General features: G+C 68.4%; 25 protein-coding genes. 12 read left to right on the forward strand and 13 right to left on the reverse strand.

The window, feature by feature from the left end; all coding sequences use genetic code 11:
• Positions 1-32: 32 nt before the first annotated feature.
• The 3 genes from D9601_RS06035 to D9601_RS06045 are packed head-to-tail and all read left to right on the forward strand — an operon-like array spanning position 33 to position 1,929.
• Entirely contained in the window at positions 33-1,001 is a 969-nt protein-coding gene (locus D9601_RS06035) for an SPFH domain-containing protein (protein WP_198352951.1), read from the forward strand.
• Positions 998-1,450, forward strand: a complete 453-nt coding sequence (locus D9601_RS06040; protein WP_198352952.1) for an NfeD family protein — start codon at positions 998-1,000, stop codon at positions 1,448-1,450. Before D9601_RS06035 ends, D9601_RS06040 begins: the two co-directional genes overlap by 4 nt.
• Before the next feature lie 59 nt (positions 1,451-1,509).
• Positions 1,510-1,929, forward strand: coding sequence for an acyl-CoA thioesterase (locus D9601_RS06045; protein ID WP_198352953.1), 420 nt, complete (start codon positions 1,510-1,512; stop codon positions 1,927-1,929).
• A 45-nt stretch (positions 1,930-1,974) separates the two neighbouring features.
• On the opposite strand, the gene D9601_RS06050 is transcribed toward D9601_RS06045, so the two are convergent.
• Positions 1,975-3,582, reverse strand: coding sequence for a phosphoenolpyruvate carboxykinase (locus tag D9601_RS06050; protein ID WP_198352954.1), 1,608 nt, complete (start codon positions 3,580-3,582; stop codon positions 1,975-1,977).
• Between the two features lie 201 nt (positions 3,583-3,783).
• On the opposite strand from D9601_RS06050, the gene D9601_RS06055 reads away from it, so the two are divergent.
• Genes D9601_RS06055 through D9601_RS06085 form a run of 7 tightly spaced genes read left to right on the forward strand, consistent with a single transcriptional unit; the run spans position 3,784 to position 8,938 of the window.
• Positions 3,784-4,491 carry a response regulator transcription factor gene (locus D9601_RS06055; protein ID WP_198353415.1) on the forward strand — a complete coding sequence of 236 codons (708 nt, stop codon included), beginning with the start codon at positions 3,784-3,786 and terminating at the stop codon, positions 4,489-4,491.
• Positions 4,460-6,031 (forward strand): sensor histidine kinase, encoded by a 1,572-nt coding sequence (locus D9601_RS06060; protein WP_198352955.1) that lies wholly within the window; start codon positions 4,460-4,462, stop codon positions 6,029-6,031. The genes D9601_RS06055 and D9601_RS06060 overlap by 32 nt, the downstream gene beginning before the upstream one ends.
• An 18-nt stretch (positions 6,032-6,049) precedes the next feature.
• Positions 6,050-6,484, forward strand: coding sequence for an HPr kinase/phosphorylase (locus D9601_RS06065; protein ID WP_198352956.1), 435 nt, complete (start codon positions 6,050-6,052; stop codon positions 6,482-6,484).
• Between the two features lie 10 nt (positions 6,485-6,494).
• Complete coding sequence (gene rapZ / locus D9601_RS06070; RefSeq protein WP_198352957.1) at positions 6,495-7,409, forward strand: RNase adapter RapZ; 915 nt, start codon at positions 6,495-6,497, stop codon at positions 7,407-7,409.
• Positions 7,410-7,423: 14 nt separating this feature from the next.
• On the forward strand, positions 7,424-7,831 hold the full coding sequence (locus tag D9601_RS06075; protein WP_198353416.1) for a PTS sugar transporter subunit IIA: 408 nt from the start codon (positions 7,424-7,426) through the stop codon (positions 7,829-7,831).
• On the forward strand, positions 7,828-8,100 hold the full coding sequence (locus D9601_RS06080) for an HPr family phosphocarrier protein (RefSeq protein WP_198352958.1): 273 nt from the start codon (positions 7,828-7,830) through the stop codon (positions 8,098-8,100). The genes D9601_RS06075 and D9601_RS06080 overlap by 4 nt, the downstream gene beginning before the upstream one ends.
• Positions 8,101-8,137: 37 nt before the next feature.
• The gene (locus tag D9601_RS06085; protein ID WP_198352959.1) at positions 8,138-8,938 is read left to right on the forward strand and encodes a TrmH family RNA methyltransferase; all 801 of its coding nucleotides are present in this window, start codon (positions 8,138-8,140) and stop codon (positions 8,936-8,938) included.
• Between the two features lie 3 nt (positions 8,939-8,941).
• Here the strand turns inward: D9601_RS06085 and D9601_RS06090 are convergent, their stop codons facing one another.
• The 5 genes from D9601_RS06090 to recR form a co-directional block, all read right to left on the reverse strand.
• The gene (locus D9601_RS06090; RefSeq protein WP_232473981.1) at positions 8,942-9,157 is read right to left on the reverse strand and encodes a hypothetical protein; all 216 of its coding nucleotides are present in this window, start codon (positions 9,155-9,157) and stop codon (positions 8,942-8,944) included.
• A 293-nt stretch (positions 9,158-9,450) separates the two neighbouring features.
• Entirely contained in the window at positions 9,451-10,893 is a 1,443-nt protein-coding gene (gene rmuC, locus D9601_RS06095) for a DNA recombination protein RmuC (protein ID WP_198352961.1), read from the reverse strand.
• Positions 10,894-11,059: 166 nt separating this feature from the next.
• A complete protein-coding gene (locus D9601_RS06100) occupies positions 11,060-12,934 on the reverse strand; it encodes a M48 family metallopeptidase (protein WP_198352962.1) in 1,875 nt (624 codons plus the stop codon).
• A 78-nt stretch (positions 12,935-13,012) separates the two neighbouring features.
• Positions 13,013-13,537, reverse strand: a complete 525-nt coding sequence (def, locus tag D9601_RS06105) for a peptide deformylase (protein WP_198352963.1) — start codon at positions 13,535-13,537, stop codon at positions 13,013-13,015.
• 46 nt (positions 13,538-13,583) lie between these two features.
• A complete protein-coding gene (recR, locus tag D9601_RS06110; RefSeq protein WP_198352964.1) occupies positions 13,584-14,180 on the reverse strand; it encodes a recombination mediator RecR in 597 nt (198 codons plus the stop codon).
• 53 nt (positions 14,181-14,233) lie between these two features.
• On the opposite strand from recR, the gene fmt reads away from it, so the two are divergent.
• Both fmt and truA read left to right on the forward strand, forming a co-directional pair.
• Positions 14,234-15,145 carry a methionyl-tRNA formyltransferase gene (gene fmt, locus D9601_RS06115; protein ID WP_198352965.1) on the forward strand — a complete coding sequence of 304 codons (912 nt, stop codon included), beginning with the start codon at positions 14,234-14,236 and terminating at the stop codon, positions 15,143-15,145.
• On the forward strand, positions 15,142-15,885 hold the full coding sequence (truA, locus tag D9601_RS06120; protein ID WP_198352966.1) for a tRNA pseudouridine(38-40) synthase TruA: 744 nt from the start codon (positions 15,142-15,144) through the stop codon (positions 15,883-15,885). The genes fmt and truA overlap by 4 nt, the downstream gene beginning before the upstream one ends.
• On the opposite strand, the gene D9601_RS06125 is transcribed toward truA, so the two are convergent.
• From D9601_RS06125 to D9601_RS06155, 7 genes are all read right to left on the reverse strand, one after another.
• The gene (locus tag D9601_RS06125; protein ID WP_198352967.1) at positions 15,886-17,073 is read right to left on the reverse strand and encodes a class I SAM-dependent RNA methyltransferase; all 1,188 of its coding nucleotides are present in this window, start codon (positions 17,071-17,073) and stop codon (positions 15,886-15,888) included. It abuts the gene before it with no gap.
• The gene (locus D9601_RS06130; RefSeq protein WP_198352968.1) at positions 17,070-18,461 is read right to left on the reverse strand and encodes an NAD(P)H-hydrate dehydratase; all 1,392 of its coding nucleotides are present in this window, start codon (positions 18,459-18,461) and stop codon (positions 17,070-17,072) included. The genes D9601_RS06125 and D9601_RS06130 overlap by 4 nt, the downstream gene beginning before the upstream one ends.
• Positions 18,458-18,859 carry a hypothetical protein gene (locus D9601_RS06135; protein ID WP_232473832.1) on the reverse strand — a complete coding sequence of 134 codons (402 nt, stop codon included), beginning with the start codon at positions 18,857-18,859 and terminating at the stop codon, positions 18,458-18,460. The genes D9601_RS06130 and D9601_RS06135 overlap by 4 nt, the downstream gene beginning before the upstream one ends.
• Complete coding sequence (ilvD, locus tag D9601_RS06140) at positions 18,846-20,564, reverse strand: dihydroxy-acid dehydratase (protein ID WP_198352970.1); 1,719 nt, start codon at positions 20,562-20,564, stop codon at positions 18,846-18,848. The genes D9601_RS06135 and ilvD overlap by 14 nt, the downstream gene beginning before the upstream one ends.
• Before the next feature lie 43 nt (positions 20,565-20,607).
• A complete protein-coding gene (locus D9601_RS06145) occupies positions 20,608-21,522 on the reverse strand; it encodes a glycosidase (protein ID WP_198352971.1) in 915 nt (304 codons plus the stop codon).
• Between the two features lie 7 nt (positions 21,523-21,529).
• Positions 21,530-22,297 carry an SDR family NAD(P)-dependent oxidoreductase gene (locus D9601_RS06150; protein ID WP_198352972.1) on the reverse strand — a complete coding sequence of 256 codons (768 nt, stop codon included), beginning with the start codon at positions 22,295-22,297 and terminating at the stop codon, positions 21,530-21,532.
• An 81-nt stretch (positions 22,298-22,378) separates the two neighbouring features.
• On the reverse strand, positions 22,379-22,729 hold the full coding sequence (locus D9601_RS06155) for a response regulator (protein ID WP_198352973.1): 351 nt from the start codon (positions 22,727-22,729) through the stop codon (positions 22,379-22,381).
• Between the last annotated feature and the right edge of the window lie 37 nt (positions 22,730-22,766).

Here is a 22,766-nt window from a genome sequence, read left to right on the forward strand (position 1 = left end):
GACGCGGAGTCGGCTCGCCCGGGAGGGCCGACATGGGGATTACCATCGCAGCGTTCGCTTTGGCGCTGGTCTTGTTCTACCTGATGAGCAGCATCAAGATCGTGCGACAGGGCTATCAATACACGATCGAGCATTTCGGCCGGTATACCGGCACCGCCAGCCCCGGCTTCAACTTCTATCCGGCGTTCTTCTATCGTGTCGGCCGCAAGGTGAACATGATGGAGCAGGTGATCGACATCCCGGGGCAGGAGATCATCACCAAGGACAATGCGATCGTCTCGACCGACGGCGTCGTCTTCTTCCAAGTGCTCGACGCGCCCAAGGCGGCCTATGAGGTGTCGGACCTCTATGTCGCCCTGCTGCAGCTGACGACGACCAATTTGCGCACGGTGATGGGCGCGATGGACCTCGACGAGACGCTGTCCAAGCGCGACGAGATCAACGCCCGGCTGCTGTCGGTAGTCGATCATGCCACGGTGCCGTGGGGCGTGAAGATCACCCGCGTCGAGATCAAGGACATCCGCCCGCCCGCCGATATCGTCGCGGCGATGGGGCGCCAGATGAAGGCCGAACGCGAGAAGCGCGCCAACATCCTCGAGGCGGAGGGCACGCGCGCGTCGGAGATCCTGCGCGCCGAGGGCCAGAAGCAGGCCCGCATTCTGGAGGCGGAGGGTCGCCGCGAGTCGGCCTATCGCGACGCCGAGGCCCGCGAGCGCGCCGCCGAAGCCGAAGCCAGGGCGACGCAGGTCGTGTCCGACGCGATCGCCACCGGCGGGACGCAGGCGATCAATTATTTCGTCGCGCAGAAATATGTCGAAGCGGTCGGTAAATTCGCCACCAGTCCCAATGCCAAGACGATCCTGTTCCCGGTGGAGGCGACCAATCTGATCGGCACGCTGGGCGGCATCGGCGAACTCGCCAAGGAGGCACTGGGCAAGTCGACGCCCTCCCCTGCGCCCGGTGAGGCGCGCCGCGGGCCGTTCGAGCTGCCCAAGCCGTGAACCTCGACTCGATCGGCGGGGCGGCAGGCGCATGGCTGATCGTCGCCCTGGCGCTTGGTATCGCTGAGTTGCTGATCCCCGGCGTGTTCGCGGTGTTCATCGCCGTCGCTGCCGCGGTGGTCGGGCTGACGCTGTTCGTTCTGCCCGGTCTGCCGGTGGCCGCGCAGATCGGCGCCTTTGCCGTGTGGAGCGCTGTGTCGGTGCTGATCGGGCGGCGCTGGTACCGCGACTATCCCGTCGCGACCAGCGACCCGCAGCTCAACGATCGTGCGGCGCGCCTCATCGGCCAGATCGTCGTGGCCGAGACGGCGATCGATCGCGACGGCGGTCGGGTCCGGATCGGCGACGGGAGCTGGCCGGCGCGCGGCGTCGCTGTGGCGGCAGGTGAACGGCTGCGCGTCGCCCAGGTGGACGGCGGCGTGGTGATCGTGGAGCGGATCGCCGACTGATTGGGGCGGCCGGGCCGATTGTCGCTGCCAAGCCGCGATTGCGTTGCTATAACGAACCAGTGAGCGACAGCATCCCCTTCGACGTGCCGATCGGCGTCGATCCCGCCGACATCGACTTCATGGGTCACGTCAACAACGCCAGCTACCTGAAATGGGTGCAGGAGGCGGTGGTCAGCCATTGGCAGAAGCTTGCGCCGGCGGATGCGGTGGCGACACATTTGTGGGTCGCGCTCAAGCACGAGATCACCTATCGCAAGCCGACCTTCCTGGGGGATGACGTCATCGCGACGGTGCTGCTCGAAAAGGTTCAGGGCGCGCGGGCCTTCTACGAGACGGTGATCCGCCGCGGCGAGGACGTGCTCGCCGAGGTCAAGTCGAGCTGGTGCTGCCTCGATGCGGAAACGCTGCGGCCCGCACGCCTCGCCCGCGAGGTGATCGACCGCTTCTTTACGAATCCCGACGCGGCCGCGGCCGGCTGACCGTCACCCGGCCCGTCGAGCCGGCGTGACGATCAGCGGTAGGCTTCAGGCGGCTTCGGTGGTCCGCGGTGCCGCTTGGCGCACGCCATCGTCGACATGCTCAGCGAACTGGGCAAAATTCTCGACGAACAGGTCGACCAGCTTGGCGGCGGCCGCGTCATAGGCCGCCTTGTCGGTCCAGGTGCCGCGTGGGTCGAGGATCGCCGCGTCGACGCCGGGCACCGCGACCGGCACCTTGAAGCCGAAGTTCGGATCGGTGCGGAACTCGGCGTCCCTCAGCGAGCCGTCGAGGGCGGCGTTGAGCAGCGCGCGCGTCGCCTTGATCGGCATGCGGTGGCCGACGCCATGTTGGCCGCCGGTCCAGCCGGTGTTGACCAGCCAGCAATCGACCCCGCCCTTGGCAATCCGCTCCTTCAGCAGATTGCCGTAGACCGACGGGTGCCGCGGCATGAACGGGGCGCCGAAACAGGTCGAGAAGGTGGCGTCCGGCTCGGTGACGCCGATCTCCGTGCCGGCGACGCGCGCCGTATAGCCCGACAGGAAATGGTACATCGCCTGGTCGGGCGTCAGCTTGGCGATCGGCGGCAGGATGCCGTAGGCGTCCGCGGTCAGCATCACGATGTTCTTGGGCACGCCGCCCATGTTCTCGTCCGACGCATTGGGGATGAAGTCGATCGGATAGGCGCCGCGGCTGTTCTCCGCGAGGCTGTTGTCGTCGAGGTCGAGCTGGCGCGTGACCGGATCCATCACCACGTTCTCGAGCACGGTGCCGAATCGCTTGGTGGTCGCAAAGATCTCCGGCTCTGCCTCCGGGGAGAGCCGGATCATCTTCGCATAGCAGCCGCCTTCGAAGTTGAAGACCGCGGTGTCCGACCAGCCATGCTCGTCGTCACCGATCAGCGTCCGCTGCGGATCAGCCGAGAGCGTGGTCTTGCCGGTCCCGGACAGCCCGAAGAACACAGCGGTAGAGCCGTCCGCGCCCATATTGGCCGAACAATGCATCGGCATCACGCCGCTGGTCGGCAACAGATAGTTGAGGATCCCAAACACCGACTTCTTCATCTCGCCGGCATAGCGGGTGCCGCCGATCAGGATCAGCTTCTCGGAGAAGTTGACTGCGATCACGGTCTCGCTGCGGCAGCCATGGCGCGCCGGATCGGCTCGGAAGCTGGGCAGGTCGACGATCGTATATTCGGGTTCGAAGCCTTTCAGCTCATGCTCCTCGGGGCGAACCAGCATCGTCCGGATGAACAGATTGTGCCAGGCGAGTTCGTTGATCACCCGGACGCGGACGCGGTGTTCCGGCTGGGAACCGCCGTAGAGGTCCTGAACGAACAGATTTTCCTTGTCACGCAGTGCGGTGAGGAAGTCGGCCTTGAGCGCGGCGAAGGCCTCCGGCGCCATCGCTTTGTTGGTCTTGCCCCACCAGACGGTCGACTCGGTCTCGGCATCGCGGACGATGAACTTGTCCTGGGCGGACCGGCCGGTATGTGCGCCAGTTTCGACGACCAGCGGCCCGTCAGCGCTCAACTTGCCTTCGTTGCGGGCGACCGCCGCCTCGACCAGTCGCGCGGTGACCATGTTCCAATGAAGATCGGCCCGGGTCTCAATCCCCTGGCGATCAAGGCCGGCATGCGGAATACGCTCGTTCACAGACACAGATCCTCCCACAACAAAGCCGCCAACGCGCGCGTCCTGGGGAGGAAAAGTACCCGCGCCGGCTATACCCCTCGCTTAGGCGGCAAAAGCGATGCCGTCAAACCCATGGCTGCCGTAACGTCATGTGCGATGTGGTTGAGCCGGGCCACGCTTTCGCCTACCGCTGGCGATCATGAGCGGCAGGGCCCCCTTGGCATGACGGCGACGATCGCGCTGGTCGACGACGACCGCAACATCCTGACCTCGGTCTCGATCGCGTTGCAGGCGGAGGGGTTCCTGACGCGCGTCTATTCGGATGGCGAAACGGCGCTGAAGGCGCTGACCGACAATCCGCCCGATCTGGCGATCTTCGACATCAAAATGCCGCGAATGGACGGGCTGGAACTGCTGCGTCGGTTGCGGGAACGCAGCCAGATTCCGGTGATCTTCCTGACCAGCAAGGACGATGAGCTGGACGAAGCGCTGGGCCTGGCGATGGGCGCGGACGACTATATCGCCAAGCCGTTCAGCCAGCGCCTGCTGATCGCCCGGATTCGCGCGATCCTGCGGCGCACGGATGCCGTCACGACTCCCGCTGGGCAAGAACCGGTGGGTGCCGCGGCGCCGCTGGAGCGCGGCCGGCTGTCGATGGACCCGGCGCGCCATCGCACCACCTGGGGCGGCGAGCCGGTTACCCTGACCGTTACGGAGTTCCTGATCCTTGAAACGCTGGCGCAGCGCCCAGGCATCGTCAAAACGCGCAACCAGCTGATGGACGCGGCCTATCACGACGACATCTATGTCGACGACCGCACCATCGACAGCCACATCAAGCGTCTGCGCCGCAAGTTCCGCGGCGTCGATCCGGAATTCGACGCAATCGAGACATTATATGGCGCCGGATACCGATTCTCCGAAGAGTGAGGGCGGCGAAGGTCGCGATCTCGCACTTCGCTGGTCGGGCGACATTTCGCTCACCCGTCGCATCCTGGCGGTCAACATTCTGGCACTGCTGCTCCTCGCTGGCGGCTTCTTCTATCTGGACTCCTACCGCAGCCGGATTGTCGACAGTCGCGTCGCACAGGCGAGCCGCGAGGCACAGCTGATTGCCGAAGCGCTGGCCATGGTCGAGCCGGCGCAGCGCGATCCGCTGATGGTGCGATTGGCGAAGGATACCGGCGCCCGGGTGCGAGTGTTCGACGGCGACGGCGATACGGTGGCCGACACACGCGACCTTGACGTCCGCAACTTCGTGCTGCTCGATCCCGACAAGCAGCCCTGGAACCAGGCGGTGGCGCGCTTTCTCGACGCCGGCATCGACACCGTGGTCGGCGCGGCGCGCGCGCCGCTCTACCGCGAACGCAAGGACGGGCGCCAATGGCCGGACGTCGCGGCGACCGCTCGCAACGTCGTGTCGACCACCGTCTGGCGCGCGCCGGACCGCACGCCCGTGATCACCGCCGCTGCGCCGCTGCCGCGTGGACAGGTGGTGATGACCACCACCAACGCACGCGACATCACCCAGACGGTTCGGATCGAGCGGTTCCGACTCAGCCTGGTGCTGGCCACGGTGACGATGGTGTCGGTACTGCTGTCGCTGTTCCTGGCCCGGACGATCGTGCGCCCGCTGCGCCGGCTGGCGCGGGCGGCGGTACGGGTGCGACTCGGCCGGGCACGCGAAGTGGTGGTGCCGAGACTGCCGTCGCGGCGCGACGAGATCGGCAGCCTGGCGCGCGCCCTGTCCGACATGAGTCTGGCACTGCGCGCCCGCATCGACGCGACCGAGGCGTTTGCCGCCGATGTCACGCACGAGCTGAAGAACCCCCTCGCCTCGCTGCGATCCGCCGTCGAAGGCCTCGGTCACGTCAAAGATCCGAACCTGCAGGACCGTCTGCTGGCCATCGTCCGCGATGACGTTCACCGGCTCGACCGGCTGATCACCGACATTTCCGAGGCCTCACGCCTCGATGCGCAGCTCAGTCGCGCCAAGTTCGAGCCGGTCGACATCGCAGCGATGCTGACGGCGCTGGTCGCCCAACGTCACGACCGCGGCGTCGAACGCGACATTCGGCTGGTATTTGATCGCGGCGACGGTGCGATGGTGACGATGGGGGAAGGCGCGCGCCTGGAACGGGTCTTCGACAATCTGATCGACAATGCCCTGTCCTTTTCGCCTGATGACGGCATCGTCGCGATCTGGGGCGGCCGACAGGGCGACATGCTGGTCGTGCAGGTCGAGGACGAGGGACCCGGCGTCCCCGAGGAAGCGCGCGAGGCGATCTTCCGTCGTTTCCAGTCGATCCGGCCCGAAAGCGAGACGTTCGGCCAGCACTCCGGCCTCGGCCTCGCCATTGCACGAACGATTGTAGAAGGCCATCAGGGCACGATCGCCGTCGAATCGCGCGAGGATCGACTGGGCGGCGCGCGCTTCGTCGTCCGATTGCCGTGCGCCGAAGGCTTTTGAAGGCGAACGATACCCTCCATGGCGGTGCTCTCCTCGGAAACTTTGCACGCGACCACGATCGCGATCGACGGCCGCGCGGTCGTGCTGGAAGGGCCCTCGGGGGTCGGCAAGTCGGACCTTGCCCTGCGCCTGATCGATCGAGGCGCGGTGCTGGTCAGCGACGATTACACGGTGCTGATACGCCGCGGCGATATGCTCGTCGCTCGCGCGCCGGACACGATCCGTGGCCGGATCGAGGTGCGCGGCGTCGGCATCCTGACGCTGCCGAATGTCGCGGAGGCGCCGGTGGCGCTGATCGTTCGGCTGGGCGACGAGCCGGTGCGCATGCCCGAGCGGCGCGTGCGACGCATCGCCGGGGTGGCGGTCCGCGAGCTGGCCTTCGATGCGGCCTTCCCGTCCACGCCGATCAAGATCGAATGGGCCCTGCGCCAGCCCGAGGCGACACCGGCATGAAGGCGGACCGATGAGCGATCGCAAGGACATCCTGCTCGTCACCGGCATGTCGGGCGCGGGCAAGTCGACCGTGCTGAAGACGCTGGAGGATATCGGCTGGGAGGTGGTCGATAATCTGCCTCTCACCCTGCTCAACCGACTGCTCGAATCGCCCTTGACCGAAGGCGCGGGCGACGCCGGGCAGCCGCTGGCGATCGGCATCGGATCGCGGACCCGCGATTTCGCGCCCGAGCGGATCGTCGAGCGGATCCGGGTGCTGCGCGACGAGCACGGGCTCGACATCGGCATGCTGTTCCTCGACTGCGCGGGGGGTGAGCTCGAGCGGCGCTATTCCGAGACCCGGCGGCGGCACCCGCTCGCTCCAGATCGCCCGGCAAGCGACGGCATCGCCCGCGAGCGGGAATTGCTGGCGCCGCTGCGGGAATGGTCGAACCGGCTGATCGACACCACCAACCTGTCCTCGCACGCCCTCGCGCAGCAAATTCGCGAGACATTCGCGCGATCGGGTACCGACGCGCCGGTTCTGTCGATCCTCTCGTTCGGCTTCGCGCGCGGGCTGCCTCGCAACGCCGACCTGGTGTTCGATATGCGCTTCCTCTGCAATCCGCATTGGGTGCCGGCGCTGCGACCGGGGACCGGGCTCGACGCCGACGTCGCCGCCTATGTTGCCGCGGACCCGGCCTATCCCGAGGCAGTCGACCGCATTCACTGCCTGCTGCGGCTGCTGCTGCCGCGCTACCGGGCCGAGGGCAAGTCGTACGTCACGGTCGCCATCGGCTGTACCGGAGGGAGACACCGCTCGGTCCATGTCGCCGCGACACTTGCAAGCCGGTTGCGCGCAGACGGTTTTTCGCCCACCATCGCGCATCGCGACCTCGGCGCCGCGCCACAGGACTCGCTTGAGGGGCCGCCGGCCACAGCATGAGTAATACGTCTGACATGATTGGCCTTGTTCTGGTGACTCACGGCCGGCTCGCCGAGGAGTTCGTGACCGCGATGATCCATGTCGTTGGCCCGCAGGAGCGGATCGCGACGATCTCCATCGGTCCGGACGACGACATGGAGACGCGGCGGGCCGACATCGCCGAGGCGATCGGCGCCGTCGATGCCGGTCGCGGCGTGATCGTGCTGACCGATCTGTTCGGTGGCACGCCGTCGAATCTCGCCATCTCCCTGATGGAGCGAGGCCGGGTGGAGGTGATCGCGGGGATGAACCTGCCGATGCTGATCCGCCTGGGCTCGGCGCGTCGCTCGATGAAGGTGGTCGAGGCAGTCGCCGCCGCGCGCGAGGCGGGGCGCAAATATATTTCGGTCGCTTCCGAGGTGCTCGGCGAGGCCGCCGCATGAGCGCGGTGGAGCGGGCCGTGCTGATCACCAACAAGCGCGGCCTCCACGCGCGCGCCAGCGCCAAGTTCGTGACGCTGGCTTCGACGCAGCCCTGCGAAGTGCAGGTCCGCAAGGATGACGGCGCCGTCACGGGCACATCGATCATGGGCCTGATGATGCTGGGCGCGGCGATGGGCGACACCATCACGATCAGCGCAGCGGGAGACGGCGCCGATCAGGCGGTGTCAGCGCTGTGCGAATTGGTCGAAGCCAAGTTCGGCGAAGATTGAGCTTGCAGACCCGCCCGCGGATGCGGGAGGGGACGGCATGCCGCGAGAGATCACCGCCTTTTCCAATCCGCTCGTCAAGCGTGTCCGCGACCTGCGCGACAAGCGTCATCGCCGCGCCGCCCGCCAATTCCTCGCCGAGGGGTTGCGCATCCTGACCGAGGCGCGCGAGACCGGGCGTATCCCGCGGCTGCTGTTCTATGCCGGGCAGAGCGCCGGCCATCCGCTCGTCCATGCCCTTTCGGTCGAGGTCGAAGCGGCGGGCGGTGAGTCGATCCAGACCACCCCCGACATCCTGTCCAAGCTGTCCGGCAAGGACAATCCACAGGCGGTCGTCGGGGTGTTCGACGAATTCGACGTCGGCCTGGGCGATCTCGAGCGCGACCGTTCGGGTATCTGGCTGGTCGCCGAGCGGCTGCGCGATCCGGGCAACCTCGGTACGATCCTGCGCACCGGCGATGCGGTGGGCGCGGGCGGGCTGATCCTGATCGGCGAGAGCGTCGACCCCTTCTCGGTCGAGGCGGTGCGGGCGAGCATGGGCGCGCTGTTCACGGTACCGGTGGTGCATACCGACTGGCAGTCCTTCCTCGACTGGCTGCGCCAGGGACCGGGGCAACTGGTCGGCCTCAGCCTCGACACCGACCAGGATTACCGGGCGGCGCGCTATGCCGCTCCCACCTTCCTGCTCACCGGCAACGAGGCGCAAGGCATGCCGGCGGACTATGCCGCCGCCTGCGACCTGCTGGTCAAAATTCCCATGCTCGGCAAGGCCGACAGCCTGAATGCCGCGGTGGCGACGGCGGTAATGGCCTATGAGGTGATCGCGCAGCAGCGCGGGTGACGCTCAGACGAGACCGGAGACCAAAATCCGGCCGCCATCCTGATGGATACGACCGGCGATCATGCCGGAGACATGCGCCTCGGCACCCTGTTCGACGTGCAGATCGCCGCTGACCATGCCGGCGATCCGCACGCGGCAGCCGCGCCGGACGATCACGTCGCCCGCCACCATCCCATCCATCACCCCGTCCTGATCCATGACCAGCGTGCCCCGATACATGCCGCCCACATCACTCTCCTTCGCGAACCGTCAGAAATACTGACAGTTTCGACGGTCCAACGCCGGGGCGTGCAAATATGTCCGAGACACAGGGACCTTTTCGCGTTGAGCGAAGTTTATGGCGGCCGCGCGGCTCAGCCGTCGGGCATCGCCAGGGGTCACGCCGATCAGCGCCACATCGGTCGATGCCATCAGCACGGGTGGAGGCGACGGGAAGTCCGGCGCTACGCCGCCCGATCCCGCTGCTGCGCCATCGAGATGGCGACGGCCGTATGATCCGGCCGCGTGCCACCTCACACCTCCTCGGCCACCGCAGCCGCCAGCTTGGTCAGCGGCCGGGCATTCTGTTCGCCGACCGGCAGCGCGTCGATCGCCTTGCCGCCGGTGTCGATGTTGAGCGATTCGAACCGCTTGGCACTGGTCAGCACTTGGCTTTCGAGGCTGCCGACAAAGGCGTTGTACGCGCCCATCGCGGTGTCGAGGTTCTTGCCGAGCCGCGCGACATGGCCGCCCATCACCGCCAGCCGCTGGTACAATTCCTTGCCGAGCGTACCGATCTCGCGCGCCTGGCTCGCCAGCTTCTCCTGCCGCCACACCGCGGAGACGGTGCGGGCGATGGCAATCAGATTGGTCGGGGTGGCGAGAAGGACGCGCTTGTCGAAGGCGAAGTCCCACAAGGTCGGGTCGTGCTCGAGCGCGGCCGAGAGGAAATGCTCGCCGGGAACGAACATGATGACATATTCGGGCGCGTCGTCGAACTGCGCCCAATAGGCCTTGTTGCCGAGGCCGTTCACATGGACGCGCATCGACTGGGCGTGGGCGGCGAGGCCGATCTGCCGCTCCGCCTCGTCGACCGCGCCGAAGGCGTCCTGATAGGCGTTGAGCGACACCTTGGCGTCGATGATCAGCGACTTGCCGCCCGGCACGCGAACGATGGCGTCGGGGCGCAGCCGGCCGCCCTCGCCGTCGGCGACGCTGACCTCCATCGCGAAATCGGTGTGTTCGGAAAGGCCGCAGCTTTCCAGCACGTTGCGCAATTGCTGCTCGCCCCAGCGACCGCGCGCCTTGGGCGCGTTGCGCAATGCATTGACCAGCTTCGCCGCCTCGCCGGAGACGCGCTCCTGGCCCAGCCGCATCTGCTCGATCTGCCCCTTGAGGTCGCCGAAGGCGTCGCGGCGCTCTGCCTCGACCTTGGCGACCCCCTCCTCGTAGCGCGACAGTCGCTCGTTGACCGGCTGCAACAGCGCCTTGAGGTTCTGGCCGGCGCTTTCCTCCGACTGGCGGAAGCGCGCCTCGGCCCGCTCGAGGAACGCCTTTTGCGCGTCGGACAGCAGGCGGTTGGCGACCTCGCCGAACTGCGCCGTCATGACGTCCTTTGCCTCGCGCAATTCGACCAACCGCGCTTCGAACGCCTCGCCCTGCGCGCGCAAGGCCGCGATCTCGGCGCGGGCGGCGTCGCGATCGGCGCGCACCGTGGCGAGCTCGCGCTGCAGCCGGTCGGCAAGCCCGGCACGCTCGTCGGTCTGCGCGCGCAGCGATGCCGCCTCGCGCATCGCCTCGTTGCGTTCCCGCTCGACCGCGTCGCGCGCCTGGCGGACCAGTTCCGCATCGGCGACCTTGCTGCGCGCCACCGCCAGTTCGGCCGCCAGGCCAGCGGCGCGCCGCCCGGCGATCAGCCAGCCGACAAGAAGGCCCGCGGCAAGCGCCAGAATGGCGACGATGATGATCTGCTCCACGCCTTACCCCTCGAAAAGTCCCAAAGGTCTCACCCGTTCGGGTGTGCAACCATTGCACGCGACAGTCCTGAACGACGCACACGGCGTCCCGTGGAGGAACATAGATCGAACGAGGCCTGTAGGACAGGGAATAGTTGGTATGCGTAGGGCGAAGCGATGCCGATCGTCATACGAGGCGGCTTCCCTCAACCGCCTCGAGTCGCCGGACAAGCCAGCGTCGGTCGCGCGAAGCTTGTATGCACAAGACGTCGCAAACTTGCGCCAGTCGCGCCAGCACGTCGCCGACGACTTCCTGGCCGCTTCGCCCGGAGCCTGGCTGGACGACGCAGATCAGTTGGTCAGTACCTGCCACGGGCAGGTGTCGCAATGCGACGTAAAGCCGTCGAACGCCGTCAACGCCCACGACGGAGGCCACTGCGGCAGCATGCACGTCGTCCGTCAGTGGCCGAAGTTCAACGGCCTCGTCGATGCCTTCTGCCTCTATGCGGCGCTGCTCCGAAATGTCCTGCGCCTGCCGAAGCAGTGCGCGATAGCGACTGGCTTCCTCGCGCCGGCCTGCCCCCTCCAAATAGGCGATGATATGGTCGTACAGGCGATCGGCAACGCCGGGAAACCGCTCAGCCGCATGCTCGAGCAGCGGCAAGCCGGCGTCTTGTCCAGCATCGAGAAGAGCGATTCCCTGGCGCGACAGAGCCGGATCAGGATCGGCCACGACCTTGGCGACGTCGTGGAACGCTGTCGCGCCGGCAATGGGACCATCGATTTGCTCGATCAGTTCTGCCAGTCGAAAGCGCCCGTCATCGGCAATTTCGCCGCGAGCCAAAGAATCCGACAGCGCGGCGCGTTCGCTGATCGCGTCCTGCCGCTCCCGAAAGCGTTCCGCCCAGTGTGCGGCACAGCCCGCATGCCAATCATCGTCGAGCATCTTCGCAATGGCGACTCGCGCTTCGCCCAGCAGGTCGAATGCAGAGCCGCCTGCAAGCGGCCGCGGAACGAACGGCTCCACACCCAAGGCCGCCAGACGCGAGGCGAGGCCGGGGTGCGTGTCGCCGAGGCCGGGCAGGCTTTCGAGTTCACGATCGATTGCGACCTGATCCTGATCGTCCGGCCCTTCCATGGCGCAGCCGCTTATCGCTGTCGGTGAGGTCGGCGGATCAGCCCTGAGGTGAGCCTGCTCCCAGACAGCGCGCCAGACCTGTTCGTGCCGAGCATGCTGGCAGGTCACCCGGAGCAACGCGCGCGCCGCAACCTCCTTGCCCTCGGCGCTCGCCGCAATCCGGTCGGCCTCATACTCCTGCTGTCGGGCGAGAACGAAGCTGTAGGACGCGAACCATGGGCCATACCAATCGAAAAAGCGTTTCAGCAGCCGAGCGAACACGCCGTCGGACAGCCTCTCCGCAATCTGGGACCAACGCCGTCGCACCCGGTAGACGAAGCCGGCGGAGCGACCGTGGGCGCCGATAAAATGGCCCATCTCGTGCGCGATGATGGCTCGGCATTCGTCAACCTGGGTCGCCTGTAGAAGAGGGGCGCCGATGAACAGCGTGTTGCGGTTACCGAGGCCGAAGCAGCGGGGCGATTGAACGATCGCTGCGTTAAGGCGGTCGATAATCCGTATCTCGTGAACGACCGGGCCGCCGGTCGTCCCTCGAACCTCCTCGACCAGCGCGAACAACGCAGGTGTTTGCGCAGGATGCACCGCGTGGCCCTCGGGCGGTTCCTCTCGAACCCATAGTGCCCGTACGATCCCGACGGCCAGCATGCCGAATACAAAGAGTAGCTTGATCTCGAAACCGACCGCCTGCGGTGCGTAGATGATCAAGCCAACGCACGCGGCGGCAAGCCCTAGCGCGATTAGCACCAGGCCGCCGATCACCACATAGCCCAGCAATCCTGCGATCGCCACGCGTCGGCGGTAGGCGAGCGGATTCATCTGCGCTTGCCGCTCGATACGCGCGACGAAATCGGTCATGTGCGGCGGAATGCCGACGACATTTCCCCACGCCGCCGCCGGCGCGTCCTGAACCCGGATCGTCTTCATGCCACCCCCCGATGTGGGGACTATCGTGGCGCGGTCTTTCGAGCCGTCAAGGGCAGGCAACGGTTTTGATGTGAAACCTCAGTCCGCGCGGCGCGCCTTGTTGAGCTTCTTCATCAGCATTTCGCGCTTCAGGCGGCTGATATGGTCGATGAACAGCACGCCGTTCAGATGATCGATCTCATGCTGCATGCAGGTGGCGAGCAGCCCGTCGAGGTCCTGCTCATGCGCCGCACCGGTTTCGTCCTGCCACTTCACGCGACAGCGGGCGGGGCGCTTGACCTCGGCATATTGCTCCGGGATCGACAGGCAGCCTTCGTTGTAGGTCGACAGCTCGTCCGACAGCGAGAGAATCTCCGGGTTGATATAGGCATGCGGCTTGCGGATCGGCTTGCCCTCCTCGTCCTCATCCTCCTGCAGGTCGATGACCAGGATGCGCTGGTCGATGCCGACCTGGATGGCGGCGAGGCCGATGCCGTGTGCGTCGTACATGGTGTCGATCATGTCCGCGACGAGGCTGCGCGTCTCGTCGGTGATCGCCGCGACGGGCTTGGAGACGAGGCGCAGGCGCGGATCGGGAACTTCGACGATGGGGAGGACAGCCATGGCGGGTCAGCTATGGCGCGGCGGGCGGGGCGTCAAGCCGGCGGCATCACGCTACGGGGCGGCGGGCCCGCAGCGCCTGCGCCAGCGTGCCCTCGTCGAGATAGTCGAGTTCGCCACCGACGGGCAAGCCGTGGGCGAGCTGCGTGACCCGGACGGGAAAGCGCTCGATCCGGTCGGCGAGGTAATGGGCGGTGGTCTGTCCTTCGAGCGTCGCATTCATCGCCAGCACCACCTCGTCGATACCGCCCGCCTCGATCCGGCGGACCAGCGCGTCGATCGCCAGATCCTCCGGCCGGACACCCTCCAGTGCCGACAGGCGGCCACCGAGCACGTGGAAGCGGCCCGGAAACAGGCGCGAGCGTTCCAGCGCCCAGAGGTCGGCAACCTCCTCGACCACGCACAGCGAGCGCTGGTCGCGGCGCGGGTCCGCACAGATCGCGCAAGGATTGGCGGTGTCGACATTGCCGCAGGTCGCGCAGGTCTCCAGCCGCTCGTCGACCGCCTCCAGCGCGGCGCGCAGCGGACCGAGTGCGGCCTCGCGCTTCTTGAGCAGATGCAGCACGGCGCGCCGGGCCGAACGGGGACCAAGGCCGGGCAGACGCGCCAGCGCCTGGGTGAGCGCTTCGATTTCGGGAGACGCCATGGGGAACAGATAGGGGGTTGCGCCGCCCGCCGCCAGCGCGTTGAAGGTGCGCGATGCGGATCGTCTTCATGGGAACTCCCGAATTCGCGGTGCCGACGCTGGAGGCGCTGGTCGCCGCGGGGCATCAGATCGTCGCCGCCTACAGCCAGCCGCCGCGCCCCGGCGGCCGACGGGGTCGCGAGCTCGTCCCCTCCCCCATCCAGCAGCGGGCGGAGGCGCTGGGCGTGCCGGTGCGCACGCCCGTATCGTTGAAGGGCACCGAGGCGCAGGCGGCGTTCGCGGCGCTGGCGCCCGACGTGGCGGTGGTCGCGGCCTATGGCCTGATCCTGCCCAGGGCGGTGCTGGCGGTGCCGAAGCATGGCTGTCTCAACGTCCACGGCTCGCTGCTGCCGCGCTGGCGTGGAGCGGCGCCGGTGCAGCGGGCGATCCTGGCGGGCGATACGGAAACCGGCGTCGGCATCATGCAGATGGAGGCCGGGCTGGATACCGGGCCGGTGCGGCTCGCGGGCCGCGTCGCGGTGGACCACAAGACCGCGGGCGAACTGACCGGCGAGCTGGCGGCGCTCGGCGCGCGGTTGATGGTCGAGGTGCTCGGCGATCTCGACGCGCATCCCGCGGTCGCGCAGCCCGACGAGGGCGTCACCTATGCCGCCAAGATCGACAAGGCGGAGGCGCGGATCGACTTCACGCAGAGCGCGGTCGCCGTCGAGCGGCTGGTGCGCGCGATGAACCCCGCCCCCGGCGCTTGGTTCGAGGTGCGGGGCGAGCGGATCAAGCTGCTCGCCTGCGACGTGCTGCCGTTCACCTTCCCGGGCGGCGCGGGCGAGACGGTCGACGATCGGCTGACCATCGCCTGCGGCGACGGCGCGGTGCGGGCGACGCTGGTGCAGCGTGCCGGCCGCGGCGTGACCAGCGCCGAGGAGATGCTGCGCGGCTTCCCGATCCCGACGGACACCGCGCTTTGACGCGGTTCGCGCTGACGGTGGAATATGACGGCCGGCCGTTCATGGGCTGGCAACGGCAGGCGCATGGCCCGAGCGTGCAGGGCGCGATCGAGGCGGCGGTGCTGGCGGTTACCGGCGAGGCGGCGGCGGTGCATTGCGCCGGACGGACCGATGCGGGCGTCCACGGCCTGGGGATGCGCGCCCATGTCGACATCGCCAAGCCGATCGCGCCGTTCCGGCTGATGGAGGCGCTGAACGCGCTGCTGCGGCCGGCGCCGGTGGCGATCCTCGCCTGCGACGTCGTCGCCGACGATTGGCACGCGCGCTTCTCCTGTCTGGGGCGCGCCTACGAATATCGCATCGTCAACCGGCGTGCGCCGCTGACCGTCGAGACGGGACTGGCGTGGCAGGTGCCGCAGCCGCTCGATGCGGCGGCGATGCAGGCCGGCGCGCAGCAATTGGTCGGCCGGCATGACTTCACCACCTTTCGTTCCGCGCATTGCCAGGCGGATTCGCCGGTGCGCACGCTCGACCGGCTGGAGGTGCAGCGCGCGGGCGAACGGGTGACGGTGTTCGCCGAGGCGCGCTCGTTCCTGCACCATCAGGTGCGCTCGATGGTCGGCTGCCTCGCCCTGGTCGGCATGGGGCGCTGGTCGCCCGACGATGTCGGTATCGCGCTGGCGGCGCGCGACCGGGCACGGCTCGGCCTCAACGCGCCGCCCGACGGGCTGTTCTTCGTGGCCGCCGTCTACCCCGACTGATCAGCGGACGAAGCGCGCCGCCAGTTCGACATGCGTCGACCAGCGGAACTGGCCGACCGGCTGGACCCAGTCGAGCCGCCAGTCCTTGTCGACCATTGCCTTGGCATCGCGCGCGAAGCTGCTCGGGTTGCACGAGACATAGCCGACCACCGGCACCTGGCAGGCGGCGAGCGCCTCGACCTGGTCGCGGGCGCCGGCGCGCGGCGGGTCGAGGACGACCGCATCGAAGCGGTCGAGCTCCGCGACGGTGAGCGGGCGGCGGTAAAGATCGCGATGCTCGGCGAAGACGGGCCGCTGGGCGCGGCCGGCGGCCGCCTTGAGCGCGAACAGGGCGTCGCGCGCCCCTTCGGCGGCATAGACCTTGGCCGGCAGCGCAAGCGCGAAGGTGCCGAGACCGGCGAACAGATCGGCGACCGTCGCCGCGCCCGCCACCGCCTCGCGCATCGCGGCGACCAGCGTCGCCTCGCCCTCGCGCGTCGCCTGCAGAAAGGCAGCTGGGGGCAGCGGCACCGGCACGCCGCCGAGCGTGATCGTCACGCCCTGTGGCTCCCAGCGCGTCTCGGGACCGAGACCATCGTCGAGCGCGAAGCGGGCGATGCGATGCGTCTCGCAGAAGCGGGTGATCGCCTCGGCCGCGGCGAGCCCGTCCGCGCTGAGGCCGGTGACGAGCAGGTCGACGCCCTGGTCGGCGAGCGTCAGGTGGATGTCGGCGCGGCGGCGCAATTTGAGCCGCTGCAGCATGCCGCGGAGCGGCGCGACCAGCGCGAACAGCTCGGGCGCGAGAATATGGCATTCGACGATGTCGACGATCGCATGGCTCTTGGCGGCGGTGAAGCCGATCAGCACACGCCCGCCCTTGGCCTCGGCGTGCAGCGTCGCGCGCCGTCGGGTGTTGGGCGGCGACAATGCCGGCGTGCGCATCGGCGCGGCAAGGCCCTGGGCGTCGAGCGCCGAGACGATGCGGTCGGTGCAGAACGCCGCGTAGCTGGCATCGTCGAGATGCTGCAGCTGGCAGCCGCCGCATTCGGGGAAGTGGCGGCACGGCGGCTGCTGATGGTGCGGCCCCGCGATGACGCTTCCGTCGGGGGCAAGGCGGTCGCCGGGAGCGGCGAAGGCGGCATGGCGCCCGTCGGCGGTAATGCCATCGCCGCGGGCGGCGACGCGCAGGATCGTATCGGTATCGGTCACGCGCCCGCTCTGGCGGCGGTGAGCGCGCTTGCCAAGTCATCGGCGATGAAGCTTTTCCCGCACAGGCGCGCGGCGCGGGCGTGCAGCCAAACGCCGGCGACCGCTGCGGCGAAGGGATCGGCGTGCGGAGACGCGAGCTGCGCGGCGATCGCGCCGGCAAGGACGTCCCCGGTCCCCGCGGTCGACAGCCACGGATTGCCGCCGGGCAGCAGCTCGGCACGGTCGGGCGAGGCAACGATGGTCGTCGGTCCCTTGAGCACGACGATCGCGCCCGATCGCCGCGCCGCGTCGCGGGCACGGTCGATCGCTGTTCCGTCGCCGTCGCCGAACAGCGCCTCGAATTCGCCGGCGTGCGGGGTCAGCACGATCCGGCCGCCACGGGCGCGCAGCGCCGCGGGCGTGACGAGATGCAGTGCGTCGCCGTCGACCAGCAGCGGGTGATCGTGGTCGGAAAGCACCGCGGCGACCCTGGCCCTGGCGGCATCGTCACGGCCGAGGCCGGGGCCGATGACGATGGCCCCGATCCGACGGTCGTGCAGCGCGGCGGGATCGAAGGGGCGATGGACGATGGCGGCGGGGCCGCCCTGCCCTTCGTCGCCGTAGAGCGCGACATAGCCGGCACCGGCGCGCAATGCCGCCTCGCCCGCCAGCCGCGCGGCGCCGGCCATGCCGCCGGTGACAATCGCAGCCATGCCGCGGCTGTATTTGTGCGAGGCCGGGCCGGGGTCGGGAAAGTGCGGCCTGGCTGCGACCGACACCGCCGGCTCCGCGATGGCGAGCCCGATGTCAATCAGCCGGACGGTCCCGCAACCGCGCGCGCCGGGTTGCAGGACATGCGCGGGCTTCACCACGCCGAGAGCGAGAGTCAGGTCGACCGCGGCATCACCGAGCCAGGGCGGCAGTTCGCCGGTGTCGGTCGTCATCCCGCTGGGCAGATCGACCGCGATCATCATCCTCGCCGCGGCACGCAAACGGGCGAGCGGTGCGTCGATCGCGTCGACCAGTGGCCGCGTCGCGCCGATGCCGAGGATGGCGTCGACGACGATCGGTGCCGGTGCCGCATCTGCGAGCGGTTCGACCGGCCCCTGCCACTGCGCGCGGGCGCGGGTCGCGACGTCCGTACGCGCTTCACCGCTAGCGGCGACGCGGACGGCGTGCCCGAGGCGGCGCAGTGCGGCCGCGGCGACATAGCCGTCGCCGCCGTTGTTGCCGGTGCCGCAGAGGACCAGCACCTCGGCCGCGGTGGCGAAGCGATGCACCGCCAGCGCGACCCCCTGCCCCGCCCTCGCCATCAGCGCGTCGGCCGTGACCCCGCCCGCGAACAGGCGCACCTCCACCGCCCGCATTTCGTCAGTGGCAAGGATCGGCCAGCCTTCGATCGGGATCACGGGCGGCCCCGCACGGTCGCGGGCAGGCGGTAGCGGTCGCCGGCGATCGTCACCTCGATACCGCTGTCGACGACACGGACGGCCGCCGGCTGCGCGCCATCAGCGGCCACCACGCCGCGCCCATCGTGGGTCACGAGCAGGCGATGGAAGCGCCCGTCGTCGGCATGGCGCACGGTCAGCACCAGACCCGCCGCCGTCTGCGTCTGCTCCACGGTACAGGCGCGCGCCCATGCGGCATCGCCGTGCGCGCACAGGATGCGGCCGTCATCCTCCGCCGCGGCGCGCTGCTGTGCCTCGAAACCGGCCAGCGCCTGGGTATTGGCGGTGCGGTCGTCGCCGCGCGAACAGGCGGCGAGCAGGATCAGCCCGCCCGCCGCGACGACATCAGATGTCCGCAAAGACATGGGTTTCGGCGCGCGCTCCCGGATGGGTGACGGCGCCGCGCCAGGCTGGTCCGACGTTCTGGGCATAGCGCCACAATGCGCCCGACTGGTAATCGTTCATCCGCGGCCGCCACGCCGCGCGGCGATCGGCGAGCACGTCGTCGGCGACGAGCAGATCGATCGTCCCCGCCTCGGCATCGATGCGGATCGTATCGCCATCCTCGACCAGCGCGATCGGACCACCCTCCGCCGCCTCCGGGCCGACGTGGCCGATGCAGAAGCCGCGGGTGCCGCCCGAGAAGCGGCCGTCGGTGATCAGCGCGACCTTCTCACCCATGCCGAGGCCGTAGAGCGCGGCGGTGGTCGACAGCATCTCGCGCATGCCGGGTCCGCCCTTCGGTCCTTCGTAACGGATGACGATCACCTCGCCCTCGCTGATCTCACGCGCCTCGACCGCGGCGAAGGCGTCCTCTTCGCGATCGAAGCAGCGCGCCGGGCCTTCGAACTGGAGGCGGTGCATGCCGGCGACCTTCACGATCGCGCCGTCCGGGGCGAGGCTGCCGCGCAGACCGACGACACCGCCGGTCGGGGTGATCGGGGTCCTGACGTCGTAGATCACCTTCTGGTCGGGATTCCACGTCACTTGGTCGATGTTCTCCCCAAGCGTCTTGCCGGTGACGGTCAGACAGTCACCGTCGAGCAGACCGCCCGCCAGCATCGTCTTCATCAGCATGTAGACGCCGCCCGCCTCGTACATGTCCTTGGCGACATAGCGGCCGCCGGGCTTGAGATCGGCGATATAGGGAGTCGACTTGAACGCCTCGGCGACGTCGAACAGGTCGAAGTCGATGCCCGCCTCATTCGCCATCGCCGGCAGGTGCAGCGCGGCGTTGGTCGAGCCGCCGGTGGCGGCGACGACGCGCGCGGCGTTGACGAAGGCGGCGCGGGTGCAGATGTCGCGGGGGCGCAGCTGACGCTCGACCAGCTCCATCACCTGCGCGCCGGCCGCGACGGCGATCTGTTCGCGGCTGCTATAGGGGGCCGGCGTCATGTTGCTGTTCGGCAGGCTGAGCCCGATCGCCTCGCCGACGCAGGCCATGGTGTTGGCGGTGAACTGGCCGCCACAGGCGCCGTGGCCGGGACAGGCGACCTTCTCGAGTTCGTGCACCTCCGACAACGGACAGGCGCCGGCGGCATATTTGCCGACCACCTCGAACACGTCGACGACGGTGACGTCGCGGTTCTGGAAGCGGCCGGGCAGGATCGAGCCGCCGTAGACGAAGATCGACGGGATGTTGAGCCGCAGCATCGCCATCATCATGCCCGGCAGCGACTTGTCGCAGCCGGCGAAGCCGACCAGCGCGTCATAGCAATGGCCGCGGACGCTGAGTTCGACCGAATCGGCGATCACCTCGCGGCTGACCAGGCTGGCCTTCATCCCCTGATGGCCCATGGCGATGCCATCGGTGACGGTGATGGTGTTGAAGCGGCGCGGCAGGCCGCCGCCCTGCACCACGCCGGACTGCGCCGCGTCGGCCTGCGCGTCGAGCGTCGTGTTGCACGGCGCCGAATTGTTGCCGGCGCTGGCGAGCGCGACGAAGGGCTTGGCGATATCCGCCTCGTCGATGCCCATCGCGTAGTAATAGGAACGATGCGGCGCGCGTTCGGGGCCAACCGACACGTGGCGGCTTGGCAGGCGGGACTTGTCGAAACGGGTCATGACGCAGGCCTATTGCGCAGGACCCGCCTCAAACGCAAGCTTGTTACGCGTAATAACGGATACGCGCGCGGTGCAGCGTCCGATCCTCCAGCGAATAATAGAGGGAGATCATCCCGTCCTCGATGATCGTCGAGGCGGCGAAGGCGATGTCGGTCTTGCTGCGATCGACCGGTGGCGGCGGCAGGATGACGGGTTCGAGGCCGCGGCCGGTCACCTCAGTATAATCGGCCGAGAAGCTGATCCAGCCGATGCGCCAGCGCGCATCGACCGTCGCGCCATTGTAGAACATCACCGGGTCGGCGCCGGGCAATTGGCAGATCGGCCCGGTCGACAGATGCCAATTGTCCCAAGCCCCGGCGCGGATCGGAAACGGGTCGGCGAGCGACTGCCAGCGGTCGTGCAATCGGCTCGCCGCAGCGATGCCGACCCGCGAGGCACCGACCCCGCCCTCTTCCGCAGCGGCATATTCGTAGAACAGCCGCCAGTCGCCGGACGGCGTCTGCACGACGGTCGCTTCCTTGATGTTGCCCTCTCCGGGCGGGGCGGCGAGCACGATGCGCTGCTTGGTGAGCCGATCGAGCGACGGGCCGGTGGCGACGATCATCACGCCTTGCGCGCGTGCCGCATCGACCCCGGTGTAATAGACGACATAATGGCCGTCGGCATCGGTGACGACGGTTGGGTCCTCGCAGCCGCCGGCGTCCGCGTCCGCCGGATCGCTGCCGGGGCCGATCGCGATTGTCTGGTCGAGCGTGAAGTGCAGGCCATCATCGCTCCAGCCGCTGGCGATCAGCCCGGTCGGATCGTGCGGCCCGAGCGGATCGGGCACGCCGCGCACCAGGATGCGGTAACGGCCACCCTCCGCCCAGACAAAGGGGCTCATCAGGTCCATGCCATCGAGCGGCGAACCGGGCGCGATGGTGACGGCGTCGAGCTGTTCGACGGCATAGGTCGGCATGATCGACTCAGGCTCCCGGTGCCACGACCTGCGCCAAGGCGCCGTCGATCGTCACGGTCGTGCCGGTGATGTAATCGGCGGCCGGCGACAGCAAGAAGGCGACCAGGGCGGCGACCTCGTCCGGGCGACCGGCTCGGCCCCATGGGATATTCGCTTCGAGCTTGCGGCGATAATCGACGTCTTCGACCGCCTTTTCGTTCATCGGGGTCAGGATCATGCCGGGCGCAACGCCGTTCACCGCGATCTGCTGCGGCGCGAGTTCGAGCGCCAGCGTCGCGGTGAGCTGCGCCAAGCCACCCTTGGCCGCGTCATAATCAACGCCGCCGGCACGCGGCGCGCGTTCGTGGATCGAGGAGATGTTGACGATCCGACCACCCAGCTTGGCGCCGGTCAGCGCGCGGGCGAAGCGGCGGCAAGTGAGAAACGGGCCGACCAGATCGGCGTGGAGGACGCGGTCGAACTGCGCCAGCTCCATGTCGACGAGGCGGACGCCGCTCATGTTGAGACCGGCGGAATTGACCAGCCAATTGGCCGTCCCGAACGCTTTCTCGGTCTCCGCGAACAGCGCCTCGACCGCCGCCTCGTCACCGACGTCGCATTGCACGGCAAGGGCGTGGCCGGCACCGCCCGCGTGGTCGGCGACCTGATCGGCGGCCGATCTGTCCTTGAAATAGGTGAAGGCGACGCGGGCGCCGGTCGCGGCCAAGGCCTGGACGCAGGCTGCGCCGATTCCGGATTCACCGCCAGTGACGATGGCTATGGGCTGTTCGGTCATGGCGACCGAGCGTTTCGCGCGGCCGGGAGTTCCGTGACAGATGCGTCACGATCCGCGGCGGCCGTGCTACCGCTGGATGGATCAGAGGCCGTCGAGCGCCTTCGCCACCCCGTCCATGGTGAACGGTTTCTGCAAAACCGGCCGATCGCGGAATTGCGCATCGACGCTGTCGTCGCCGCCGCCGGTCGCGAAGACGAACGGAATGTTCTGCGCGGCCAGCGCCTCGGCGACGGGGGTGCTCTTTTCGCCACCGCGGAGATTGACGTCGAGGATCGCGGCGTCGATGCCGCCGTCCTGCACCCGCGCCAGTGCGCTGGCGACGGAGTCGACGGTACCGGCATGCTGTTTGTCGAGCACGTCGAGGAAATCCTCGAGCATCATGGCGATCAGGGGCTCGTCCTCGACGATCAGGATTTGGGTCGGCGCTGGCATGGTCGCGCCTTATCGCGGCTCGTCGCGCTTTGCCAAC

The organism is Sphingomonas sp. MA1305 (assembly GCF_016107325.1).
Lineage (GTDB): Bacteria > Pseudomonadota > Alphaproteobacteria > Sphingomonadales > Sphingomonadaceae > Sphingomonas.

Bases quoted from the DNA above. Each gene is read 5' to 3' on its own strand.
- D9601_RS06085 (WP_198352959.1), top strand. From the start codon at position 8,138: ATGCCGCGAGAGATCACCGCCTTTTCCAATCCGCTCGTCAAGCGTGTC.
- ilvD (WP_198352970.1), bottom strand. From the start codon at position 20,564: ATGACCCGTTTCGACAAGTCCCGCCTGCCAAGCCGCCACGTGTCGGTT.
- D9601_RS06035 (WP_198352951.1), top strand. From the start codon at position 33: ATGGGGATTACCATCGCAGCGTTCGCTTTGGCGCTGGTCTTGTTCTAC.
- D9601_RS06155 (WP_198352973.1), bottom strand. From the start codon at position 22,729: ATGCCAGCGCCGACCCAAATCCTGATCGTCGAGGACGAGCCCCTGATC.
- D9601_RS06065 (WP_198352956.1), top strand. From the start codon at position 6,050: ATGGCGGTGCTCTCCTCGGAAACTTTGCACGCGACCACGATCGCGATC.
- D9601_RS06150 (WP_198352972.1), bottom strand. From the start codon at position 22,297: ATGACCGAACAGCCCATAGCCATCGTCACTGGCGGTGAATCCGGAATC.
- D9601_RS06055 (WP_198353415.1), top strand. From the start codon at position 3,784: ATGACGGCGACGATCGCGCTGGTCGACGACGACCGCAACATCCTGACC.
- D9601_RS06075 (WP_198353416.1), top strand. From the start codon at position 7,424: ATGATTGGCCTTGTTCTGGTGACTCACGGCCGGCTCGCCGAGGAGTTC.
- D9601_RS06060 (WP_198352955.1), top strand. From the start codon at position 4,460: ATGGCGCCGGATACCGATTCTCCGAAGAGTGAGGGCGGCGAAGGTCGC.
- rapZ (WP_198352957.1), top strand. From the start codon at position 6,495: ATGAGCGATCGCAAGGACATCCTGCTCGTCACCGGCATGTCGGGCGCG.
- D9601_RS06100 (WP_198352962.1), bottom strand. From the start codon at position 12,934: ATGAAGACGATCCGGGTTCAGGACGCGCCGGCGGCGGCGTGGGGAAAT.
- D9601_RS06145 (WP_198352971.1), bottom strand. From the start codon at position 21,522: ATGCCGACCTATGCCGTCGAACAGCTCGACGCCGTCACCATCGCGCCC.
- def (WP_198352963.1), bottom strand. From the start codon at position 13,537: ATGGCTGTCCTCCCCATCGTCGAAGTTCCCGATCCGCGCCTGCGCCTC.
- D9601_RS06090 (WP_232473981.1), bottom strand. From the start codon at position 9,157: ATGTATCGGGGCACGCTGGTCATGGATCAGGACGGGGTGATGGATGGG.
- fmt (WP_198352965.1), top strand. From the start codon at position 14,234: ATGCGGATCGTCTTCATGGGAACTCCCGAATTCGCGGTGCCGACGCTG.
- D9601_RS06080 (WP_198352958.1), top strand. From the start codon at position 7,828: ATGAGCGCGGTGGAGCGGGCCGTGCTGATCACCAACAAGCGCGGCCTC.
- recR (WP_198352964.1), bottom strand. From the start codon at position 14,180: ATGGCGTCTCCCGAAATCGAAGCGCTCACCCAGGCGCTGGCGCGTCTG.